We start from the raw sequence: 22,354 nt of genomic DNA, 5'->3' as shown, positions 1-22,354 counted from the left end.
ATTCTAAGATTGGAATTCTCTGATCATTTCATTTTATGTCTGGGCAGACCAATTTCATGAGCCTGCGGATATGGTTTTCTGGATGTCATACTTACATCTTCTTTGATTTGCCGGTGAATATCATATTGTTTTTCTTTATCATAGGCATAACGCGGATCGGGAATCATCGGCATTTTGGCCATCTTATGAATGGTAATGGTTGGAAAATGAAAATCGACTTCCACCGTTCCTAATAGTAAATAGCACCCTCCTCCCTGAAAATCATATTGCTTCAAACTATCGGGAAAATGGGCTGTATCAAAATAATCACCATTGACGTCTATCCAGGTTCCAAAATACATCGTTCCCTTTTTGGTGGGAACGTGCTTCCTCGAAATAAGATATGCTAACATTTTCACCTGTCTTTTATGAAATTTCAACAAGTCTTTCACCAATACAGAACCTCTGTATCTGGTTTGTAATAAATCAAACGGACTGTATGAAACCGGAAATCCTATGAGTTCAATCTCATCAAAAGCGTCTTCAAAACGGTCTCTTTTCAGCTCAGGAAGTTTAAACTCCTGAACAGGTTCTTCAATCAGCATAAGTCCTCTGTTCTCCGGTTTAAAATTCACTAACAATAATCTCGCTTCAACAAGTAATTCATTCTTAGGCTTACCCGTAAACCGGAAGGCTCCGATAAAAATTAAAATCTGCATGGTTTCAATACCTATAGGAATACGTCTGATAAAATCTTCCAAGGATTTATATTTTCCGTTTCTTTCACGCTCCTGAACAATTCCATAGGCTATTCTTGTTTCCAGCCCATCCAAAAGCATTAAACCCAAATAAACATCTGTTCCTTTCAGTGTGGTTTGATATTCACTTGTATTGACACATGGAGTCTGAATATTCCCCCCGGACATTTTTGCTTCATGGATATACACTTCGGTACGGTAAAAGCCTCCCTGATTATTAATTACTGAAACCATAAACTCTAATGGATAGTAGACTTTAAGATATAAACTCTGATAGCTCTCCACAGCATAGGAAGCTGAATGTGCTTTACAAAAAGAATATCCGGCGAAAGATTCAATTTGCCGGTAAGCTTCGGCGGTCAATGCCTCAGAATGCCCCTTTATTTTACACGATTCAAAGAAATTAGCTCTTACCTCCTGCAGCTTTTGAATAGAGCGGCCTTTCCCACTCATGGCTCTTCGTAGAATATCTCCATCTGCTAAAGACAGTCCCCCGAAGTATTGGGCAATCTTGATCACATCCTCCTGATACACCATAATGCCATAGGTCTCCTTCAAATGCTCTTCAAATACTGAATGAAAATATTCAAACTGATCGGGATGATTATGCCTGAAAATGTATTCCCTCATCATTCCACTTTGTGCTACTCCCGGTCTGATAATGGAAGAAGCTGCAACGAGGGTTCTGTAATTGTCACATTTCAATCTTCTTAAAAGCCCACGCATTGCTGGGGATTCTATATAAAAACATCCGATTGTCTTTCCTACCGCTAAGTATTCATTTGCTTTTTCTTCATCTTTTGACAAGGTCGTATCCCGGATATCAATGGTGATTCCTCTTGTTTTTTTAACCAGATTTACAGTATCATTAATGGTCCCAAGACCTCTTTGTGAAAGGATGTCAAATTTTTCAAGTCCAATATCTTCTGCCACATTCATATCAAACTGAACAATCGGGAATCCTTTGGGCGGCATTTCTAATGCTGTATAATGGGTAATAGGTTCTTCTGAAATCAAAATTCCGCATGCGTGCATACTTCTTTGATTAGGGAACTTTTCCAGTAATTTACCGTATTTCTGAACCTGTCGTACAACTAAATTCCGGTCATGGCTCTCCATCGGTTTTTTCGACAAATCATCCAACTCTTCTTTGGGTAAACCGAATACCTTACCTACTTCTCTGAAAATAGACCTGTATTTAAATTCTATATTGGTTCCACAAAAAGCAACATGGTTCTTTCCATATCGATCAAAAATATATTCCAGGATTGTATCTCTATTTTGCCAGCTCCAGTCGAGGTCAAAATCCGGTGGTGTCTTTCGGTTCAGGTTCAGGAATCGTTCAAAATACAGATCCAGCTCCAGCGGACAGATATCGGTAATTCCCAGGCAGTAACTGACTATTGAATTGGCTCCGCTACCCCGCCCTACATGCATAAACCCCATCTTATTGCTGTAACGGATAATATCCCAGGTAATCAGAAAGTAAGAACAGAAATTGAGTTCATCAATAACTCCCAGCTCTTTCTCAACTCTTGTTTGAGCCACTTCATGACCGAGTCCATATCTTTTTTCCAAACCTAAATATGCCAGCCTGCGGAGAAGTTGTACATCAGATTCTTTAGATTTTGTATAGAATTGTTTGTTCTTAACTTTTTTAAAATCAAATTCAAAATCACACTGTTCAAGAATGTTCCTTGTGTTTTCAATAATTTGGGGGTATCTCTCAAATGCCTTTGTAATATGCTGTTCGGAAATGAAATATTCAGATTGACGACAAACCTCTCTTTTGGTTAATTTTGACAGCAATATATTATTGTCAATGGCCCTGAGAATTTTATGAAGTTCATATTCTTCATTCGTCTTAAAGGTGACAGGATGCAGAACAAGCATTTTAGAGATGAGGATCTGATACTCCGGTCTGATCAGAAAATTCAGCTCTTCTATTCTGACTCCCACAAACTCATTTTCTTTTAACTCAACAGGAATATTACTCATAGGATAGACTACAAATACATTTTTAAATTCCGGTGCTCTTTCTGAGAGTTCCCCGCCCCCACAGTTATATTCCGTAATGACGGTATTGACCTCTCCTATCCCTGAAAATTCTTTAGCAATAGCAATATAAAGCAGCTTACCTTCTTTTCGTACTTCTATTCCCGCAATAGGTTTAATACCGATGGCCTCACATTCTTTTTTAAAATCGTAAATTCCGGTAACGGTATTGATATCCGTCAGCACCAGTTCTTTAAGACCTGAAGCATGGGCCTGTTTCACCAATTCTCCAATGGATAGGGTTCCATAACGAAGGCTATGAAAAGAATGACAATTCAAAAACATTGTTGAAAATTTTAAAATCTTATCTTATTTCTCAAAATCAAAACCTGAAGCTCTGCCTAGCGCTCCTGTACCGAAGCGGTTCTTCAAATAATCTATAGTCTGATATAAGTTCATCTGTTCTTCGGTATCTTCAAAAAGGTTCATCTGATGATTCCCATGTACCAATCCTGTAAAACGTAATCCTACCAAACGGAGTCTCATTCTTCTTGTATACAACTTATTAAATAGTTCCAAAGCCACTTTTGACAGCGTGTGATCCGCAGAAGTGTAAGAAATTTTGCATTGTCTGGTTTCTGTATCGAAATTGGCGTAACGGATTTTAACTACTACCGTTGAAGTCAGCCATTTTTCCTGTCTTAGCTGATAGGCTAACTGTTCGGTCATTCCTGATATCAGTCTTTTCAACTCCAGAATGTCCATTGTATCATTAATAAAGGTTCTTTCTGTAGAAATCGATTTTCTTTCGGAATAAGGAACTACAGGATTTTCATCAATCCCGTTTGCTTTTTTCCAAAGCTCCTTTCCGTTCACTCCAATCATCTGCTGTAAGACTAAAACAGGCATCTCAGATAAAGTATGAATAGTACGGATTCCAATTCTTGACAGAAGCTGAAAGGTCTTATCCCCCACCATCGGAATCTTTTTAATGGACAATGGATTTAAAAAGGGTTTGACTTCCAAATCTTTAATTTCCAATCTGCCAACAGGTTTCGCCTCCCCTGTTCCTATTTTAGAAACCGTTTTATTGGTTGATAATGCAAAGCTGATGGGCAATCCTGTATTTTTGGTCACATAACTGGCTATTTCGGTAGTCCACTTATAGCATCCAAAGAATTTATCCATTCCTGATAAATCAAGATAAAATTCATCAATACTGGCTTTCTCCAATAAGGGGACTTTTTCCTGAATGATATCAGTAACCATATGTGACATATTAGAATACATTTCCATATCTCCTTTAATCACTTTAGCCTCAGGACAAAGCCTTAAAGCCATGCGTATTGGCATTGCACTTCTTACTCCAAAATATCTTGCTTCATATGAACAGGAAGCAACAACTCCCCTGTCTCCGCCTCCTATGATGACCGGCCTTCCCTCTAGCTCTGAATTTTTCAGTCTTTCACAGGAAACAAAGAAAGTATCTAAGTCCATATGTACAATATTCCGTTTCATGCTACAAAATTAGTACGATTTGTATCAAAATTTGTAAATTTGTTGCTACAATTTATAGCAATGTCAATTTTTTCAGAAAACATAAGGTATTTAAGAGGTAAGCTTGGGGCCTCCCAGCAAAGTGTTGCAGACAGCATCCATATTACCAGGGGCAGATATGCAAAATATGAAGATGACGTTAATAGTCCCTCTCCTGAAATGCTTGTTAAGATCTCAAGATATTATAAAGTGAGTATTGATCTGCTACTGACTATTAATCTTAATAAATATTCAATAGATCATATTTTAAATCTTCCGGATAACAGGATTGTTCTGCCAATAAAAGTAAGCAATGAGGGAGAAAATAAAATTGAGATCATTCCCCATACGGGCCAAATGGGATATCTTTCGGGATATAGCGATCCGGAATACATAGAAAGTCTCCAGTATATGTCTTTACCGTTTTTAAGAAATGGAAAATACAGAGCTTTTCCTGTTGAGGGTGATTCAATGCCTCCCTATAATGACGGAACTTATATCATTGGAAAGTATATTGAAAGCAAAGACCATCTCAAAAAAGGCAAAAGCTATATGTTCATTACCCGAGAAGGGATTGTATATAAAAGGTTTGGAAAACAAAACAGCTCAGGAATGTCTGTCAGTTCAGATAATACATTTTATGAGCCTTATGAAATTGAGTGGAATGAAATAATTGAAATATGGGAATTTGCCGGAAGTGTTAATACAAAAGAACTGGAAATACCTAATAATGATTTTCAGGTATTAAAAAATATGTTCGGAATCTTACAGAATGAATTAGAAATTATAAAAACTGATCTATCTTTGAAAAATGGAAAATGAAGATTTTGAAATACTACAGCAAATAAGCAATTTACAAAATAAAATCGCAGAAGATTTATCCAACCTGTATGAAAGCTGTAATAAAGAAGAGATCGTTAAAATATTAACAGATTCAAATCCTCCTTTAGAATATTTAAAAGAAATATGTGAGATCTCTCTGATAAAAGAAAATTATAAAGCTTACGACGTTATACATTCTTATCTCATGGAAAAACAGACTGGACCAACAAACATTATTGACTACCATTCATTGTGATAAGCCTAGTAAAATAAATTAGACTGCAGGCATATGATTTGTTACAACTAATAAAAATCTTATTTGAAAATTTACCTGCAGTCTTATTCATATCAGAAACTCTTTTTAAAGAAAAAAATGGTAGTGTAAGTTAAAAAGTTATTCTGGAAAATTTTGAGCCCTTACCGCTGAAAAAAAATTACGAAAATAACTTTTATCCCATAAGTTCTTAAAAACAATGCTGGATCTTATGACGATATTGTCATCAAAAAGAAGGTATTGATATTTTCTTTGCCAAGGATAGCTTTTACCCAGATATAAAACCATTCATCAGAATGAATCTCACAATTCAAATTTTCTTTTATTATTTCTAGAATCTCCTTCTTCGTTTTACCGGAAAGACCGTTATATATTTTTTTCATAATATAAAAACTTCAGCCAAAGCAGATCTGAGAATAGGTACTTACAAACTATTAAACAAATTCTCTAACTGAAGATTATAATTAATTAGATTAAAAAAAAAAGATAATACAATCTCATTCTACACCTATATCTCATATGCTCGAACTTATATTCTGGTCTTAACGTGGTATGCTTCAAAGCCAAAAAAATAGCTCAAAAGTTAAATTAGAAACTTTTATTGGTTCTTTTTTGATAAGAAACAGAAAGAAAAACATCAATATAGGATTAATCCTTTGCTTGAGAAACCCTTGTTATACTATTAATTGTAACATCCATTGGGGTATCAGACTTTATTTTAATAATATATCCGCTGCCAATAGATAAAGAATCAGCTATAGTAATTAAATAAAAAACAAGATTTCCCGTAGTTACACCGTTTGGTGCAACAGCCGTTTGGTCTATAGAAAATGTTGAAGGAGGAAGTGGATTTGATAAATTAACTGTTACATATCCTATGGCTCCATTATTTTTACCACTGTAGTTTGCAATAATACGCCATATATGGACTTGTCCCGGAATGGGATTTTCTAAAAACGTACCATTCGTCTGATTATACATATCCCCTACAACATGAATCCCAATATTCTCCGGCCAGCTTGTTGTAGGCGAAGGAGAAAAGTCTGTCAGAACATTTATAGGGGTCTCATAGGAAATATCTTGATAAATGCTCAAAGGAATTCCTCCGGAAGCTTTAAATGAAAATGTAGGTTTTATTCCATCCCCACTATTCATCTGAACGACTCCCTCATTAGCCGTTGTTAAAGTTGGTGAAGAAATAACAGTACTCCATTGAATACCATTAAAGTATCGTAATGTTTTATAGGTAGAATCATAAATAATCATTCCATTAACTGGTGAATTTACATTAGTCGGGGGACTTATATTCCGGGGTAATACCAATGCTGAGTTCGCAGAAGAAATGTCAACAACACCTTGCGGGTTCGGTGTGCCGATTCCAAATTTACCATCTGATCCCATTCTTGCTGCTTCATTAGTATTGGTTTTAAAAATTATAGACTGAAGATTATTAGTTCCCACAAAGTTTGTTGAAGTACCAGAATTCCCAGTTGTTCTCCAAGAGGCAGCATTCAATGTTTGTGAATCAGTAATCCGGCTCCAGACTGTACCATTACTGATATAGGTACCTGGAGTTACGTCATTAATGGTTGCGGTATTATAGACTATCATACCGGCATTAAATACTCCGGTAGTTGTAGAATTCAATGCTATTCTATTCAGCAGAAGTCCCTTATTAACAGATGCCAATTCAAGATCTGAGTTAGCGTTAGGTGTAACTGTATTTATTCCGACTTGAGAAAAGCACCAAGTAGAGGACATGATACAGATCAATAAATTGAAAATTTTCATGGTAGAATTTTTTATGGTTAAAGTATAACTAGTTAAATAATCGATTAGTAAAATTAAGAATGGGTATTGGTTGCTCTATTGTTAATCTCAGGGGTTCAAGTTTAGGTTGAACTTATATTCAGTCCTGTTTTCGGTAAACAATTCACGATATTTACAATTCATTCTTTGTTTTGTATTTTTAATAAAAATAGATCTATATTACTTTTAGAAAAATAATCTCGAAACGGTGCATCATGTTGTCACTTCTTACCAAAGGTTGCATATTCTATCAAGTAAGCGCATATAAATGATTAATCCTTTGCCTGAGAAATCCTTGTTACGCTGGTAATCGTAACATCCATTGCGGTATCAGATTTTATTTTAAGGGAATATCCGTTGGCAAGAGACATAGAATCAGGGACGGTAACTAAATAAAAAACAAGATCTCCTGTAGTTACACCATTGGGAGCAACAACTGTTTGGTCTATAGAAAATGTTGAAGGAGCAACCAGATTGGATAAATTAGCTGTTACATATGCTACGGATCCGTTATTTTTACCGCTGTAACTTGCTATAATACGCCATGTATGGGTTTGCCCCGGAATAGAATTTTCAAAAAAATTACCATTTGTCTGACTGTAGATATCGGCTACAGTAGGAGTGCCAATATTCTCCGGCCAGCTGGTTGTAGGAAAAGGTGCAAAATCTGTCACAATATTTACAGGAGCTTGGTAGGTAACATTTACATATGTACTCAAAGGAACCCCTCCAGAAGGTTTAAATAAGAATGTCGGTTGTATTCCTGCTCCGCTTCTCATTTGAACAACTCCCTCATTGGCCGTTGTTAAAGTTTGTGAAGAAATAACAGTACTCCACTGAACACCATTAAAGTATCGTAAAGTTTTATAAGTAGTGTCATAAATAATCATTCCGCTCACCGCGGAATTTACGTTAGTCGGAGGATTAATGTTTCGCGGTAATACTAATGTGGAGTTCGCAGAAGAAATGTCAACAATACCTTGAGGAGTTACAGTTCCGATTCCAATAGTACCATCTGATGCGATCCTCGCTCTTTCAATACTATTTGTTTTAAAAATAAAAGGCTGTAAATTAGTAGTACCGATAAAGTCTGTAACTGTACTAGCATTTCCGGTTGTTTTCCAAACAGTAGATAAAGATGAGCTCAATGTTTGTGCATCAGTAAGCCGGGTCCAGACTGTACCATTACTGATATAGGTGCCCGGAGTTACATCATTAATCGTTTCAGTGTTATAAACAACCATACCGGCACTAAATACTCCGGTAGTTGTAGCGCTCAATGCAACTCTATTCAAAAGAAGCCCCTTATTAGTAGATGCTAATTCAAGATCAGCGTTAACATTTGGTGTTGCTGTATTTATTCCGACTTGAGAAAAACACCAAGCAGAGGACATGATACAGATAAATAAATTAAAAATTTTCATGGTAGAATTTTTTATGGTTAAAGAATAAGCATTAATTAAATCATTAATCAGTGAAATTGATGACAGATATTTTCATCTTTATTTTAATAGGAAGTGTCTACTTAAACATATATTCTTTTTATCTATATGAGTACAAATGTTGTTTGTCTCTTTATAATTTTAAATATTTACAAATCTAAGAGTAGGCTGAATTCTGGAAAATGCTACAGATCATCTAGAAATATGATTCTGATTACTATTTTTCTGAAAAATATTTCTTGAAGCACTAAAAATCACCAATAAGGGAATATTTAGACAATAGTTTTACTATAAATTTTATCTTTTTCAACGACTAACTACTGTAAGTTGTTTTTTTCAGAACAGATCTATAGGCCATAACAACAGATACTTATTAGCGTTTATAGCATTTTGTTGTATTTTTTCGCTTTACGGCAAAATCAATTTTACCAATTCCCCTGCTGGTACCATCCTGTATACTTTCCCTTTAAACCTTTTTTATGAACATAGGAAGATAGATCCGAATGAACATAATTAATTTAAAATAGTCACTTTCTGAATCATTGATATCTTGATACTTGGGAAAAAGTGATGAAGATCATTCTAAAATAGAATTGTAGTCACTTTGTAAAAACGTTTTCTTCCATACATTTGACTTATTAATCTAAAAATAATTTATTTTGAAAACGATAGAAAGCTCATCGAGCTCCATAAGAAATAGAATATTTTTATAATCTAATTTTTAATAAGCCCCTCAGTTTTATTTCATAAATGATGAGAGAGAATGTGTTCCCAAACATTAAGAGGGGCTTAATAATAATTTAAAATATAAACCCCATCAATCCTTCCTTCATTTAAAGGTTCTTAATAAAGAAAAAACTAATAGATTCTCTCTTGCTATTGTTCTAAGTTTTTTGACAGTAAAACTTCAATTATCTTGTTACATGAGAATATTAAAAATCATTTACCATGATCTTATGGAAAATATAAAAACCATTCATATAGGCTCATTCATTCAAAAAAGAGTCAGCGAAAGTAATATAAGAATAACCCGAATATGCAATTTTTTTGATTGTGGTGAAAAAGAAATTAACCAAATGTATATGAGTCCTGCCTTAAACAGTGATTATTTATTAAAATGGTGTAAACTTCTTGACTATGATTTTTTTCGTTTATATTCTCAGCATCTTATTCTCTATTCACCACCAGCCCCATTTAAGCATCCTTACGTTTCTAAAGTTAAAAAATCAGCTCTGCCCCAGTTTAGAAAAAGTATATACACTAAAGAAATAATCTATTTTATCCTCAAGCTTATTGAGACTAACAAAAAAACTAAAAGTCAAATTATAGATGATTATAAAATTCCAAAAACAACACTTTATAAATGGATCGCCAAATATAAAAATTCAGAAGACTCATAAAAATAGTAAAATACATTATAATGAAAAGAAGCCGACTCACTAAAAAACAACATTTTATAGTTCCGGATTATAAGAGAATTTTCAAAGATATTATACTCTTCAACTACCCTGAAAAAGAAGAAGAATGTAAAAATATGCTTAATAAGGAGGAATTATCCACTCTTGATATTATCTATCTTAATCAAAAAATATTTGGTAATGAAAATAAAAACACACAAAAACTTAATCAATCCCTCCGTTCATACAACAAAAAAGATATTATAGAAATTTTAGAATATCAGAAAAAAAATAAGTTAAATAACTCTGAACTGGCAAGTCATTTTAAAATGAGCAAAAATACCATCTCTAAGTGGAAAACACTTCACTTTATGATTTAATTTACAATTAAAAAAACTTCAAATCACATCTGATTTTGTCTCTTTTTAATAGAATATTATGGAATTTTTTGCTACACTAAAATTGAACATTATCCTTCCTCAACAACTTCACTGCTCCTTTCATGATTCCCCTTATAATATGAGAGATGCTAGTTCTTAAGTTTTTGAAGACGTAAAATATCAAGTATTTTAATCGTTCCAGCATTTCTATCAATAAGCATTTCTGCTTTAAAATCACTGAGAATTCTGCTAACCGTTTCACTGGCCATGCCAGACATAGAAGCAAGATTTTCCCGGGAAATCTCAAACCCTACCTGTGTATCAGATTGAACAGTATGTAGTTTAAGCAGCACTTCTGCCATTCTTTTTCTTACAGAATAGTAGGCCATCTGCAATAACTGTTCGTTATGATCAACAACATTCTTTGCTAAAATTGCAATAAATTTTTCTGCGATGTCCGGATATTTATAAACCAACGTATCTAAAACGTCCTTTGGAACAGAACATAATGTTGTATCTTCTAATGCTTCCGCAGTTTCCTTATATTCTTTTCCAGAGAAAATAGAGGTAATTCCAAAATAATCTTCTGGATTATAAACTCCTGTCATAAGCTCTTTACCGTCATCTGTATTTTTTACAGTTTTTACTGAACCTGATAGAATTAAATAAATAGCATTTGCTGTATCACCTTCAAAATAAACGACTTGTTTTTTTTTAAGTAATTTAATTTTCCGATGATTAAACGATTTTTTTAATTCATCGAGACCATGTGAATCTTGAAACAAATTTGTTATCTTACTGAGATTAGAGCTGTAGAGACTTTTCTGACGATTCTTCTTTTTTATTCTGCTTTCTATAGCGCTCAGAAGTTCAATATCATCAAACGGTTTTGTAAGATAATCGTCTGCCCCCATTTCTATACCTTTTCTGATGTCTGTTCTGGTGGTTTTTGCGGTAATAAATATAAAAGGTATTAATGCCGTGTCTTCTCTTTTACTCAAAAGATACAATACTCCATATCCATCAAGTTCCGGCATCATAATATCGCATAAAATAACATCAGGCATATGTTTAATAGCCATTTCTATTCCTTGTTTTCCATTAGCAGCCTGAAATACTTCATAATCGGCAAGCTCAAGAATTTCCAAAGTATTCTCACGAAAATCTTCGTTATCTTCAATGATTAATATGCAGTTTTTTTTCATTAGAATTATAAAGTATTATTGCTATTATTATTTTTAAATAACAGTGTAAACCTGGTCCCAACTCCTGGTTCACTTTCAAAGTGAATCTCACCTTTCAGTAGATCTACATACCTGAGTACGATGTTAAGTCCCAAGCCTGTTCCTGAAATATCACCTATATTATGCGCCCTAAAAAATGGCTGAAAGATAAAAGAATGATCCTCTAGAGGTATTCCCAATCCATTATCTTTTATGGTGAAACTATATTCCTCTTCATTTATTTCCGTAGAAAAATCTATCAGCGTATGTTCTCCCGAATATTTTATAGCATTAGTAACTAAGTTCAGCAAACAATTTCTTAACAGGTTTTTGTCTATATGTATTTTGCTGTATGCCCCTGTATGCTGGTAAATAATGATTTGATTTTCTTTAGTAGTAAGCTGCATTTCTTCAGTGAGTTCCTTAGAAAACTGAACAATATCAAATGATTCATTATAAGGTTTTAGAATTCCTATATCTAGTTTTTCTAAAGAAAGAAAATCATTAAGTATAGCATTGAGACAGGTAATTGTATTTCTTATTTTATGAAGATGTTTTAATATCTGATCACTATCTGAAATTTGGAGATATTTTTCTATTAATACAACTGATAATTGCATGGAGCTTAAGGGAGTCCGAAACTCATGTGATGCCATTGATACAAAACGGCTTTTCATTCGATTGAGGTCTTTTTCTTTTTCAAGAGATATGCTGGTTTCTTCTTTTGACTTTTCTAATGTAAAAAGCATTTGCTCTAGATGTTGTGTTCGGCTTTCGACTATCTCCTCAAGCTCACTGGTATATTTTTTAAGATATTCTTCCGCTTCTTTTTCTTTTGAAAGATCATGGATAAAACTGGTATAAATAATTCTGCTCTGCAACTGTATTTCGGTCACTGCAAATCTGAAGTAAAACCGACTGCCATCTTTTTTTAATCCCCTGACCTCTCTTTCCTTCTCTAAACATATTCGTTTTTCTGTATGTTGGCAATAAATTAAATGATTCTCATACCTGCTTTTATCAGGTTCCGACATCAAGATCGAAATATTTTCACCTAAGAGATCTTCCTCTACATAACCGAATATTTTCAAAACAGAAGGATTCAGGCTTTCTATCCTACCCCTTCGGTCAATAATAATGATGCCATCAATAGCCGTTTCTATAGTATTATATAAAATTTTTATGCTTTCCATGATTATTAGATATCTCAATTATATACTCTATTGATCGTAATAGTCTCTCCTCTTTGTTTTAAATAGAATTGACAAAAGTTTATAGTTATTTTAAAGCTTTTCTAAGTTCAAGTAGTGATTAGGTTATTATTGCCAGCCTAACAAACAAATACAGATTTAACGTCGGAAATTTTTATTCTAAATAGAAATAAAATGGAAAATATGGCCGAGGAAATTTCAGTTACCTTATGGATATAAAGAGGTTACAAAAAAAGTCCTTATGTATAAAATGAATTAGTTGCACAAAGAAAATTGTATATATAATTCTTAATAAAATCATCGTCAATTAAAATTATTCTCCACTTGGTGAAGGTATGTATATAATATTAAGTTAACAACAAATAAAACAAAATATTTAATTAAAAACTTAATAATAAAAAATAAATTGAAAAAATATTAAAAAAATCAATATAAAATTAACGATTTTAAAAAAATACCTCCACAAAAGTAGGATAAAGACAAGCTTATAAAAAAGAGCAGATTTGCAGAAAGTCAGATTGTATTTGTAAAGTCAGAGACAGGAATTAAAGTTGAACAAGCTGTCCATAAAATGGGCATAATTGAGACCGCTTTTTATAATTGGAAGATGAAATTCGGAGATTTAGGGATTAAGGGGCTTTACTGGTTATGCCAACTGGAAGAAGTCAACACAAAAAGTTGCTAATAGACTTAAGTCTGAATAAGCAGATACTACAGGAGGTTCAGAAGTGGGAACTGTCGAAATTTGCCGTATTGATACCGGTTTTCGGGAATCATAAAGACCTGGTAATATTGAAAAGCATTTTGAAAAACTCACAGATTTTTTGTGCAAGCTATATATTTCATTACATAGACTTTTTCTGAATTTTGATGTCGGCTTTGGTGCTTAAAAAGCATCAAAATCCTAACATCCCAAAATTTTAAATACAACAATTATCAGGTCCAGAGCATGCACTTGGATGATCATTGGATGATTTTGCTTTTATTTCTCATCGTTAATATACTTTTTTAAAATTTTAAAGAAGTAAATATTTAATAAGAATTGGCTGTATCCATAAACGGAATCTTCTACCGGAATAGTGAACATTCTTACCCCAATAAAATCTTCAGGGTTATAATTCACTACCGGTGACGGGATTACTGAACCTGTAAGTATTCCATTTACGGCAAAAAATCCGGGTATCAAAATCAAATAAATAAAAGTAGCCTGACCTATCCATTCACTTTTAACAATAAAATGTAAATAACAAAGTGTAAAAACAGTAACAATAACAGTCAGTAAAGTATAAATCCTATCATAATACAAAAGGCCCGCAACCCCCAGAAAAATAACCCATGTGAATATAATAAGATTATTGAATGCATGAGCCCATTTCATAGTATAAAATTTGTCCACGCAATAATAAGTAAAAACACAGGCAAATGGAATACAATAAAAGAACAGCCATTCTTCAACAGGAAGCCCTATTACTTTAAAGCCCAACGTATATTTAACATCAAACCACCACACTCCCATTTTGGTAAACCAAATATCCCAAATAATAAATGGTATAGCCACAATGGTGCTGGACAACAAAAAAGTGCCAAAATATTGGTTAAACCGGATTCTCCTGTCAAAAGAAGCTATAAAACAGATGATAACAGTAAAAAAATTAATGAGAAGATAGGTGTAAGGTATCATTTTTTATTAAAATACATTTTAAAATATTGAACAGGAACCCAAAGAAATCCAAAACATTCTCCATCTTTTTTTCCGAGATGCTTATGATGTTGTTTGTGGGCACGTCTTATTGCAAGAAGGTATGGATTTCGAGTTTTTTTGAAAATTTCAGCTCTTTGATGAATGAAGATATCATGTACAAAGAAATAAGCCATTCCATAGAGACTGATTCCAAGACCTATAAAAAACAGAGAACTGAATTCCTGCCTTACTCCTACATACAATAGGGCTATAGCAGGGGTAGCAAAGATTATAAAAAACCAATCATTTCTTTCAAGCGGACCATCATTACTATGATCATGATGATCCCGGTGTAATATCCACAGAAAACCATGCATAACATACCGGTGAATAATCCAGGTAGCCCCTTCCATTAAAATAAAGACTGATAAAACGATTAAAAAATTCATCCTAACTCTATTTTTCATTAAAAAAATTCTCCAGAAATTGATATCTGAAATCAAATATGTCATTCAGTTTTTTTCTCACAAACAGATTATGGGCAATTCTTCCTAAAATTCCCAGAGGCAATTCGTAATCTATGGTATCTTTCATCAGAATACCTTCTTCATTTGGAACAAATTCATGATGATGATTCCAATATTTATAGGGCCCCGCTTCCTGAAAATCGGTAAAGCTCTTATGATCGTCCACCTGAATAATTTTTGTTTTCCAATGTATGGGAATACCCAATAAAGGAGAGACCTTATAATTGATTTCCATTCCTTCATAAATAGCCTTACTCCCGAAGTCCGACATCACAATAAAATTCATCGTTTCAGGTGTTATTTTTGATAAATTATGAGGGGAGGAAAAGAATTTCCATGCAGTTTCTTTATCACAATTTAACTGCTGTTCTCTATGTAATTGATAAGCCATTATTTTTCTGTTTAAAAGTAGTTATAGTTATTAACCCGGTGTTCCTTTATACTCATATTTCCTTTATAGATAGGCTGACTTATACCGGATGTAGCTTTTTAATGCCAGAAATATTTTTTGAGAATTTGCTATTCTTATTCTATCCTGCAAAATTTTCTGAGAGCTCGTTTTCTTTATCTTTTCAAATAATGACAAGTAATACCTATATGCTAAATATACCCCAAACATTGAAGAATTGGGTAATTTTTTGATTCCTGTCAATGCTTCTTTAAATTCGTATTCAATTTCTTTTTCAATTTCATTTTTCACAGAGTTATCAAAGACATACATATCTACTGAGGGAAAATAGCTGCGTCCTAATATCTGATAATCATCTTTCAGATCTCGTAAAAAATTTACTTTTTGAAATGCTGATCCCAGCTTCATAGCAAAAGGTTTCAGCTCTTCAAATTTTTCTTTACTTCCTTCTGTAAATACCTGTAAGCACATCAGTCCAACGACCTCAGCAGACCCGTAAATGTATTGGCTGTATAATTCCGAATCATAATTAATTTTATGCAGATCCATCTCCATGCTGTATAAAAACTGATCAATAAGAGTTCTTTCAATCCGGTAATTCCTCACCGTTTCCTGAAAAGACTGCAAAATAGGATTAAGGGATATTCCCTCGTCAATCGCATGGTTTGTTTCCGATTTCAATCTCAAAAGCAGTTTCTCCTTGTCATACTCATGAAAACTGTCAACAATTTCATCAGCAAGACGTACATATCCGTAAATAGCATAAATAGCTGATCTTATAGAGGGTTTTAAAGCCAATATTCCTAATGAAAAACTGGTACTGTATTTTTGGGTAGTCTTTTTGCTCACTTCGTAAGACAATTCATCAAACAATTTTTTCATATTCTTTTAATTTCAGGTTATTGACTTCTTTAGCTACTATTTTTCCGGAAATAATTGAAGGTGGAACTCCGGGTCCGGGAACGGTTAACTGTCCTGTATAAAATAAATTCTTAATCTTGTTATTTCTGATCTTGGGTTTCAATACCGCTGTTTGTCCCAATGTATTGGCAAGCCCATAAGCATTACCTTTATAAGCATTGTAATCAGCAATAAAATCACTTACACAGTAACTCCTTTTATATTCTAATTTTGAACAGAGGTTTTTTGCCCCCGTATGTTTTTCAACCCTGAGGAGCATTTCATCAAGATACTGTTCCCTGATCTCTTCATTATCATGTATTCCTGGAGCGAGTGGCATCAATAGAAATAAATTTTCACCATTTTCAGGAGCAACATGGGGATCTGTTTTAGAAGGACAGCAGCAGTAAAAAAGAGGTTTATCAGGCCATTTCTTATTTTTGTAGATACAGTCTATATGATCTTCCAATTCATTTTCAAAAAATAAGGTGTGATGCTTTAAGTTGGGAATCTTTTCTTTTATTCCTAAATAATAAATCAGGCAGGAAGGCGCCAATACTCTGGTATCCCAGTATTTACTGTTATAATTTCTGACGGATTCCGGAAGCAGGGTTTCAGTATGATGATAGTCTGACGAAGCAATGACAGCATCAAATTTATAATTTTCACCATTAATATTCAGTGATGTTACTTTTCCATTCTCTGTATTGATTTTCTGAACTGCCTGATTGAAATGAAACGTTACCCCTTGTTTTTCGGCAACCTTTTGCATTGCCAATACCAACTGATGGAAGCCTCCCATTGGATATTTGGTCCCTAATACATACCCCCCATAGTTCATCAGACTATAAAGCGCCGGAATATTTTCAGGAGAAGCACCAAGAAATATGACCGGAAATTCCATAAGACATTTCAATTTAGGATTAGAGAAATAGCCGGAAACATATTTTCTGAAATTACTCAACAGATCAAGTTTAAATGCACTTCCTGCAATTTTTAAAGAAAAAAACTCAAACCAGCTGTCACAAGGTTTGGTAACAAATTCTTTCATTCCTATTTCATATTTAAATTGGGCAGACTGCATAAACTTATCATATTGTATGGATGCTCCTTTTTCTATTTGTTCAAATAAATTACGTATATCTTCATTTTTTTCAGGAATTGATATTTTCTCATCAGAAAAGATCATTTCGAATTGGGGATTTAACGAAATAAGTTCGAAAAAATCACTTGTCTGAAATCCAAAATCTTTAAAAAAGTCATCAATAATATCCGGCATCCAATACCAGCTTGGTCCCATATCAAAAATATAACCTTGTTCAGTTCTAAACTGCCGTGCCCGCCCGCCGGGTTCAGAATGCTGTTCAAAAACATGCACCTCATTACCCGCCTTTGCTGCATAAGCCGCTGCTGACATGCCGGAGAATCCTGAACCTATCACTGCAATTCTCTTCGTTGATTTTTTTGCTTTCATGATTTGCTTCTTTATTCTTTTTTACTTGATTGTTTGGTAAGCAACTTTACCAGCCTTTAATTTTTATTTATCTGATGATAAGCAGCATCAAGAAGATCTTTATGATCTGGATTTTTACAATAAACAGAATAATGAAATTCATTCAGTTTAGTAAGCAGACGGAGAAGCTCCATTTTTTCCGTATAGCACTGATTTCCTGATACGATATGAGAAGCGTTACGGATCTTGTCCATCAGGCCTTTAAGTATCTCAAATCCCTTTCCTGATATCCTGATGACTTTTGTACGCTTATCTATATCAGAGTCGGTCTGCTCAACCCAGCCATGATGGATTAATCTGTTTATTACCTGTATCCCTGCTGGTTTATCATGTACATTTTTCTTGATTAGATCCATCTTTTGACATTGCCCCAAATGACTTCAGGGTAATCAGATAAATGAAATCTTCCTGAGTTGAAAACATGGAATCTCTGATAGCAGATTTTGAATATAATTTTGCATATCTGCTCATATGAGTTAAAAAAGTACAAATGACACTATCAGCACCTCTCCCATTCTCTTTTCCTTCCCAATGAGTTTCATTTTCTGAATGATGATCAAAACAGTCTGACATCCATTCTTTAAAACCACTTAGGTCATTCCTGTAACTGATATTATTATCATTTTCAGTTTCGAATTGCTGCACCAATTCTATAACTTCCTGAATGAGGTTGTAATTCATAAAAGCTAATTTAGTTTACAAATATACTAATACAAAATAATAAAAGAGTATTAATGTACTATAAATTAATATTACTTATTTATATGAATACTTTGGCTTAATTTATTTGGAAATTAGACCTAGCTAAGCAAAATTTAATGAAAATGTACAATCTATTTTGGAAGATCGCATTCAATCTTTAGGTTCAGCTCTGGAAACAAGGTTGAACGAATTAATCAGTGGTGAGATAAAAGATTCTGTGACAGAAGTTCCACTGAATCGGAGGTTTGATAAATGGTTTAAAGAGGTTCAGGCCACTGAAAAATACATAACCACTGGTACTGAAAGAAATTCTTTATAAATCGAAAAGCAAGCGAAAAATCATTTATACCACAAATTTAATTGAAAATCTCAACGGAAAAATCAGAAAATACACCAAAAACAAAATGTCTTTTCCTACAGATGATGCCGTAATGAAATCAGTGTATCTCGCTTTAAAAGAATCTACTAAAAAATGGACCATGCCAATTCAAAATTGGGGTATTGTTCTTAACCAGTTTATGCTTATTTTTGAACAAAGGCTCAGATTATAAAATCCAAGCCCTAAATTTTTAACTTACACACTTCGTGGGATAGTGTCGAATATTTTAAAAGTCAGTTAGCCTATTATTCTTTATAGAGTATTTTATAAAGCTTCTATTTTTAGAAATGCTAATTAATTCTGATAAAAAAACTAATAAAATAGTTGTGTATATCATATAAATACTTACTTTTGTACCGCTTTAGAATTGGGGGATTGGCGCAGTTGGCTAGCGCGTTTGACTGGCAGTCAAAAGGTCACGGGTTCGAATCCCGTATTCTCCACATACCTATAAAAAATAACTGTAATAATTGATTTACAGTTATTTTTTTGTTTACAGGAAAATATGTTTTTTTAATGCATCGTTTTTTGTTTTAGTTTCCCAACTGGCGGAGAGAAAAATACTTTTTATTAAATAATCTGTATTTTTCGATTTATATCGATTAAAAACACCATCCCTGCAAAGAATCTTTGCAGGGATGGTGTTTACTCACCCCAACGATTAAATCCGGGGTTTCCGGTATCTTCCCGGGGACAGGTATCGTTTGTTAACCTTGCTTTCCGGGCCACAACACAACCACAGGTTTTGCAGGTGCGTTTATCTTCATTTTTCTTTAAGCTGATTTTATACACCAATTGATCGGGGGCTTCTTCTAATTGATCACACGAAGCACAAGCCGCCAGTCGTTTGTTATACACCTCTTCCGTTACGGTAGAAAAACCAACCAAACCCCATTTCCACATCGATTTTCCTAGCTTTTCAATCAATTGCAGGTTGGTATAGCCGCTTTGCTTTTTTTCTTGCGGTACAACTGTTTTCGGACGGTAATAGGCCCGTTGGGCTAATAGCATATTTATCAATTCAGGACTTCTACGAGCCAGTAATAAATTCCGTGCATAATCTTCATCTTCAAGTGCGGCATATAACACCCCTTCCGGAACAGGTTTCGACGATCCTAAAATTTCGCTAAAACGCATACAAGCCTCATTAATATCAGTCATTTCTTTTAGTTCATTCAGTTCCATAGATTCAATTTTTTAGTTAAAAATCGCGGTCGGCGAGATTACCGGCCGCGATAGTAATCGTCTCTTTTAGATTTTAAAAGAAATAGATCGTTGTTGTAGATCAATTGTTGATCCGTTATACGAACGAACATTCGTCGATGTGGTCAACGTATATTCAACACCACGTTTAATTTCGGCGGCAATTTCCACCACAGGAATATTGGTTTTGGCCACAACACTATCGATACGGGCATCCGGATCGAGTGTAAAATCGTGGTAGCTGGAAGCCGAAGCCGGATTGACAAGATCGTTAAATTCCAACTGAATAAGTCCCATCGCGTGAATCAGACTACTGCGAACCTGTTCGGTCATCATGTCTCGTTGATTTTTATCCGAAACATCAGGGAATAAAAAGTTCAGGTCGGTATTCACGGTAAAGTCCGGAGAAACCTCGCCATCAACAGTCACCTCTTTGTTTTGTATCAACAAACGGAATGCGTTTTCCGATGCTGCTTCGTCAATATCCTGACTCACAAAGCTAAATGCCCCTACCATTGGCGGGAATGCTTTAACATCTACAACTTTCAATCCACCGGCTGTTGGACCTCCTATTCCATCAGGTGGGAAATCCATTGCTTTACCCGCATCCAGTGCGTCGAAACGTGTATCTACTGTAGGCTTATACGGATCGTTTGTATACTCCTGATTTTCGGGCGAAATATATTTAAACAACGAAGTATCCAATTGTTTAATTCCAGGATTGTACATGGTTCCGAAATTTTTCCCGAAATAAATATCCATTAGGAAACCGATACTGTAATAATCAGCCATAGCCACTGAAGTCCAGCCATTAGCCCCGGTCGGATTCGATTTTTGAAGCGTCGAAATCATATGCGCCAATATAAACGATAATCCTTCCTGATCCATTCCTTTTAAACGCGTTAAACCACCCGTTAATACCACATACTGCATGTCCATCAGTACAAAAGCATATGCATTAGGCGTTACGTTTGACTGATCGTAATAGAAATTGATTTCCGGGAAAAACCCTTTAAACAGACGCAATACATATTTTATTAGCGAGCTGTTCATTCCAATATCTTCAAAACTCCAACGCGGTGCATTATTGTACACATCCGCTGCCTGAGCAACGTCCAGATATGCTGCGGCTGTATTCGGAACAGTGATCGAACGTTCGCCATGCAGATAGAATTTTTGCGGACGCTGTACTTTTTCTCTTCTTCCGTCGCTTAATGCCGTAATATGCATTACACCATAGTATTCTTTCGATAATTGCGAATACTTTTTCTCGTATTCTTCCGAACCGATTTTAGGCAATTCTTTATGGTCTTCCATTACCCCCATATCGATAAGTTGACCCGAATTGGCCTGTAAGGTAAAATCGCCCGAGACAACCCCTTCCGACAATAACAAGTGTCCGTCTATAACGCCATCGAAAGCAGCAGCAGTAGAAATATGGTGTACCCCACCGATATATTCTCCGATACTGATTTCGTGAATCGGCACCGCATCGCCCCACTCATTTACCAATTCGTCCACACCCGGAACCAAACGATCACTACGTTTTAATTTTCCGGTACTCATTAAAAACAACTGATCCGGAGTTACAATAATCTGACGATCGTCGTCACCATAGTGCATATATACCATGGCCGACTGATGTCCGTCTGGCCCGGTACCCATACTATACGCCACTTTTCCGGTATTCCATTTCAATGATCCTGTTGCCAGTGATGCCGTTAATACCTCATCTCCCGTTTGAAAATACTCAATCGTTTTGAATCCCGTCGGAATAGCAATTTTGGTACCGTTCGCATAACACGAACAACAACAGAAACACGTTAATGCATAATAGCTATCACCTTGTTTAGTACAAGCCCGTCCCCGTTTGGTACTATAATCCGATGGATTGTCGATGTTCAAACAAACACCACTCGGATAAGGGTATAATACATTTTTAGGAACACAATCCGGAATTGGGTTTCCGTTCACGTCTTTACAGTTACATAAAGCGTGTGCCTGAGGCGAAAAATCGCCGTAATCCTGACAGTGACGGTCCGGACAAATCAAGGCAAACGGCTTACTCGCCGAAAAACTATCGGTTTCCAGATTGTCTTCTGTAACCTGTTTGTTTGGCCCTGTCCAGATTACCTGATTTACTTCTTTTGCGTTAGGGTCAAGGTTCGCCCTAATTGATGTTACGCATTCTTCCCATGCCATAATTTAAAGTTT

General features: G+C 34.7%; 19 protein-coding genes, 1 tRNA gene and 1 pseudogene. 6 read left to right on the top strand and 15 right to left on the bottom strand.

Annotation, left to right across the window (positions count from 1 at the left end):
* Positions 1-23: 23 nt before the first annotated feature.
* Together LF887_RS10465 and dinB are read right to left on the bottom strand one after the other, a co-directional pair.
* A complete protein-coding gene (locus LF887_RS10465) occupies positions 24-3,077 on the bottom strand; it encodes a DNA polymerase III subunit alpha (protein ID WP_236859132.1) in 3,054 nt (1,017 codons plus the stop codon).
* Between the two features lie 24 nt (positions 3,078-3,101).
* Positions 3,102-4,250, bottom strand: a complete 1,149-nt coding sequence (gene dinB, locus LF887_RS10460) for a DNA polymerase IV (protein WP_236859131.1) — start codon at positions 4,248-4,250, stop codon at positions 3,102-3,104.
* A 60-nt stretch (positions 4,251-4,310) separates the two neighbouring features.
* Between dinB and LF887_RS10455 the strand changes: the two genes are divergently transcribed.
* On the top strand, positions 4,311-5,090 hold the full coding sequence (locus LF887_RS10455) for an XRE family transcriptional regulator (RefSeq protein ID WP_236859130.1): 780 nt from the start codon (positions 4,311-4,313) through the stop codon (positions 5,088-5,090).
* A complete protein-coding gene (locus LF887_RS10450; protein ID WP_236859129.1) occupies positions 5,080-5,346 on the top strand; it encodes a hypothetical protein in 267 nt (88 codons plus the stop codon). Before LF887_RS10455 ends, LF887_RS10450 begins: the two co-directional genes overlap by 11 nt.
* Positions 5,347-6,012: 666 nt before the next feature.
* Here the strand turns inward: LF887_RS10450 and LF887_RS10445 are convergent.
* Together LF887_RS10445 and LF887_RS10440 are read right to left on the bottom strand one after the other, a co-directional pair.
* Positions 6,013-7,155, bottom strand: coding sequence for a hypothetical protein (locus LF887_RS10445; protein WP_236859128.1), 1,143 nt, complete (start codon positions 7,153-7,155; stop codon positions 6,013-6,015).
* 290 nt (positions 7,156-7,445) lie between these two features.
* Positions 7,446-8,597, bottom strand: a complete 1,152-nt coding sequence (locus LF887_RS10440; RefSeq protein WP_236859127.1) for a hypothetical protein — start codon at positions 8,595-8,597, stop codon at positions 7,446-7,448.
* A 974-nt stretch (positions 8,598-9,571) separates the two neighbouring features.
* Here LF887_RS10440 and LF887_RS10435 point away from each other — a divergent pair.
* Positions 9,572-10,015 carry a transposase gene (locus LF887_RS10435; protein ID WP_236859126.1) on the top strand — a complete coding sequence of 148 codons (444 nt, stop codon included), beginning with the start codon at positions 9,572-9,574 and terminating at the stop codon, positions 10,013-10,015.
* A gap of 20 nt (positions 10,016-10,035) precedes the next feature.
* Positions 10,036-10,392 (top strand): helix-turn-helix domain-containing protein, encoded by a 357-nt coding sequence (locus LF887_RS10430; RefSeq protein WP_236859125.1) that lies wholly within the window; start codon positions 10,036-10,038, stop codon positions 10,390-10,392.
* 149 nt (positions 10,393-10,541) lie between these two features.
* On the opposite strand, the gene LF887_RS10425 is transcribed toward LF887_RS10430, so the two are convergent.
* The 9 genes from LF887_RS10425 to LF887_RS10385 form a co-directional block, all read right to left on the bottom strand.
* Positions 10,542-11,597 (bottom strand): response regulator, encoded by a 1,056-nt coding sequence (locus LF887_RS10425; protein ID WP_236859124.1) that lies wholly within the window; start codon positions 11,595-11,597, stop codon positions 10,542-10,544.
* A gap of 5 nt (positions 11,598-11,602) precedes the next feature.
* Complete coding sequence (locus tag LF887_RS10420; protein ID WP_236859123.1) at positions 11,603-12,808, bottom strand: PAS domain-containing sensor histidine kinase; 1,206 nt, start codon at positions 12,806-12,808, stop codon at positions 11,603-11,605.
* A 1,000-nt stretch (positions 12,809-13,808) separates the two neighbouring features.
* Positions 13,809-14,507, bottom strand: coding sequence for a lycopene cyclase domain-containing protein (locus LF887_RS10415; RefSeq protein ID WP_236859122.1), 699 nt, complete (start codon positions 14,505-14,507; stop codon positions 13,809-13,811).
* Positions 14,504-14,956: a sterol desaturase family protein gene (locus LF887_RS10410; protein ID WP_236859121.1), complete on the bottom strand. Its 453-nt coding sequence runs from the start codon at positions 14,954-14,956 to the stop codon at positions 14,504-14,506. Before LF887_RS10410 ends, LF887_RS10415 begins: the two co-directional genes overlap by 4 nt.
* A gap of 7 nt (positions 14,957-14,963) precedes the next feature.
* Complete coding sequence (locus tag LF887_RS10405; protein ID WP_236859120.1) at positions 14,964-15,425, bottom strand: SRPBCC family protein; 462 nt, start codon at positions 15,423-15,425, stop codon at positions 14,964-14,966.
* 63 nt (positions 15,426-15,488) lie between these two features.
* Positions 15,489-16,325 carry a phytoene/squalene synthase family protein gene (locus LF887_RS10400; protein ID WP_236859119.1) on the bottom strand — a complete coding sequence of 279 codons (837 nt, stop codon included), beginning with the start codon at positions 16,323-16,325 and terminating at the stop codon, positions 15,489-15,491.
* The gene (locus tag LF887_RS10395) at positions 16,309-17,817 is read right to left on the bottom strand and encodes a phytoene desaturase family protein (protein ID WP_236859118.1); all 1,509 of its coding nucleotides are present in this window, start codon (positions 17,815-17,817) and stop codon (positions 16,309-16,311) included. The genes LF887_RS10400 and LF887_RS10395 overlap by 17 nt, the downstream gene beginning before the upstream one ends.
* Before the next feature lie 56 nt (positions 17,818-17,873).
* Positions 17,874-18,212 (bottom strand): hypothetical protein, encoded by a 339-nt coding sequence (locus LF887_RS10390; RefSeq protein WP_236859117.1) that lies wholly within the window; start codon positions 18,210-18,212, stop codon positions 17,874-17,876.
* Positions 18,184-18,537, bottom strand: a complete 354-nt coding sequence (locus LF887_RS10385) for a hypothetical protein (protein WP_236859116.1) — start codon at positions 18,535-18,537, stop codon at positions 18,184-18,186. Before LF887_RS10385 ends, LF887_RS10390 begins: the two co-directional genes overlap by 29 nt.
* 353 nt (positions 18,538-18,890) lie before the next feature.
* On the opposite strand from LF887_RS10385, the pseudogene LF887_RS10380 reads away from it, so the two are divergent.
* Both LF887_RS10380 and LF887_RS10375 read left to right on the top strand, forming a co-directional pair.
* Positions 18,891-19,109, top strand: a pseudogene (locus LF887_RS10380) (transposase); the annotation flags it as partial.
* 197 nt (positions 19,110-19,306) lie between these two features.
* Positions 19,307-19,380: transfer RNA gene (locus LF887_RS10375), tRNA-Ala, on the top strand.
* Between the two features lie 202 nt (positions 19,381-19,582).
* On the opposite strand, the gene LF887_RS10370 is transcribed toward LF887_RS10375, so the two are convergent.
* Entirely contained in the window at positions 19,583-20,122 is a 540-nt protein-coding gene (locus tag LF887_RS10370) for a hypothetical protein (protein ID WP_236859115.1), read from the bottom strand.
* 66 nt (positions 20,123-20,188) lie between these two features.
* The gene (locus LF887_RS10365) at positions 20,189-22,342 is read right to left on the bottom strand and encodes a Hint domain-containing protein (protein ID WP_236859114.1); all 2,154 of its coding nucleotides are present in this window, start codon (positions 22,340-22,342) and stop codon (positions 20,189-20,191) included.
* Positions 22,343-22,354 lie beyond the last annotated feature (12 nt).

The organism is Chryseobacterium sp. MEBOG06 (genome assembly GCF_021869765.1).
Lineage (GTDB): Bacteria > Bacteroidota > Bacteroidia > Flavobacteriales > Weeksellaceae > Chryseobacterium.
Note: the sequence above shows the minus strand (reverse complement) of the source record. Positions and strands in the feature narration are given on the sequence as shown.

Bases quoted from the DNA above. Each gene is read 5' to 3' on its own strand.
- LF887_RS10435 (WP_236859126.1), top strand. From the start codon at position 9,572: ATGGAAAATATAAAAACCATTCATATAGGCTCATTCATTCAAAAAAGA.
- LF887_RS10370 (WP_236859115.1), bottom strand. From the start codon at position 20,122: ATGGAACTGAATGAACTAAAAGAAATGACTGATATTAATGAGGCTTGT.
- LF887_RS10385 (WP_236859116.1), bottom strand. From the start codon at position 18,537: ATGAATTACAACCTCATTCAGGAAGTTATAGAATTGGTGCAGCAATTC.
- LF887_RS10445 (WP_236859128.1), bottom strand. From the start codon at position 7,155: ATGAAAATTTTCAATTTATTGATCTGTATCATGTCCTCTACTTGGTGC.
- LF887_RS10400 (WP_236859119.1), bottom strand. From the start codon at position 16,325: ATGAAAAAATTGTTTGATGAATTGTCTTACGAAGTGAGCAAAAAGACT.
- LF887_RS10425 (WP_236859124.1), bottom strand. From the start codon at position 11,597: ATGAAAAAAAACTGCATATTAATCATTGAAGATAACGAAGATTTTCGT.
- LF887_RS10365 (WP_236859114.1), bottom strand. From the start codon at position 22,342: ATGGCATGGGAAGAATGCGTAACATCAATTAGGGCGAACCTTGACCCT.
- LF887_RS10465 (WP_236859132.1), bottom strand. From the start codon at position 3,077: ATGTTTTTGAATTGTCATTCTTTTCATAGCCTTCGTTATGGAACCCTA.
- LF887_RS10420 (WP_236859123.1), bottom strand. From the start codon at position 12,808: ATGGAAAGCATAAAAATTTTATATAATACTATAGAAACGGCTATTGAT.
- LF887_RS10410 (WP_236859121.1), bottom strand. From the start codon at position 14,956: ATGAATTTTTTAATCGTTTTATCAGTCTTTATTTTAATGGAAGGGGCT.
- LF887_RS10390 (WP_236859117.1), bottom strand. From the start codon at position 18,212: ATGGATCTAATCAAGAAAAATGTACATGATAAACCAGCAGGGATACAG.
- LF887_RS10450 (WP_236859129.1), top strand. From the start codon at position 5,080: ATGGAAAATGAAGATTTTGAAATACTACAGCAAATAAGCAATTTACAA.
- LF887_RS10430 (WP_236859125.1), top strand. From the start codon at position 10,036: ATGAAAAGAAGCCGACTCACTAAAAAACAACATTTTATAGTTCCGGAT.
- dinB (WP_236859131.1), bottom strand. From the start codon at position 4,250: ATGAAACGGAATATTGTACATATGGACTTAGATACTTTCTTTGTTTCC.
- LF887_RS10405 (WP_236859120.1), bottom strand. From the start codon at position 15,425: ATGGCTTATCAATTACATAGAGAACAGCAGTTAAATTGTGATAAAGAA.
- LF887_RS10440 (WP_236859127.1), bottom strand. From the start codon at position 8,597: ATGAAAATTTTTAATTTATTTATCTGTATCATGTCCTCTGCTTGGTGT.
- LF887_RS10415 (WP_236859122.1), bottom strand. From the start codon at position 14,507: ATGATACCTTACACCTATCTTCTCATTAATTTTTTTACTGTTATCATC.
- LF887_RS10455 (WP_236859130.1), top strand. From the start codon at position 4,311: ATGTCAATTTTTTCAGAAAACATAAGGTATTTAAGAGGTAAGCTTGGG.
- LF887_RS10395 (WP_236859118.1), bottom strand. From the start codon at position 17,817: ATGAAAGCAAAAAAATCAACGAAGAGAATTGCAGTGATAGGTTCAGGA.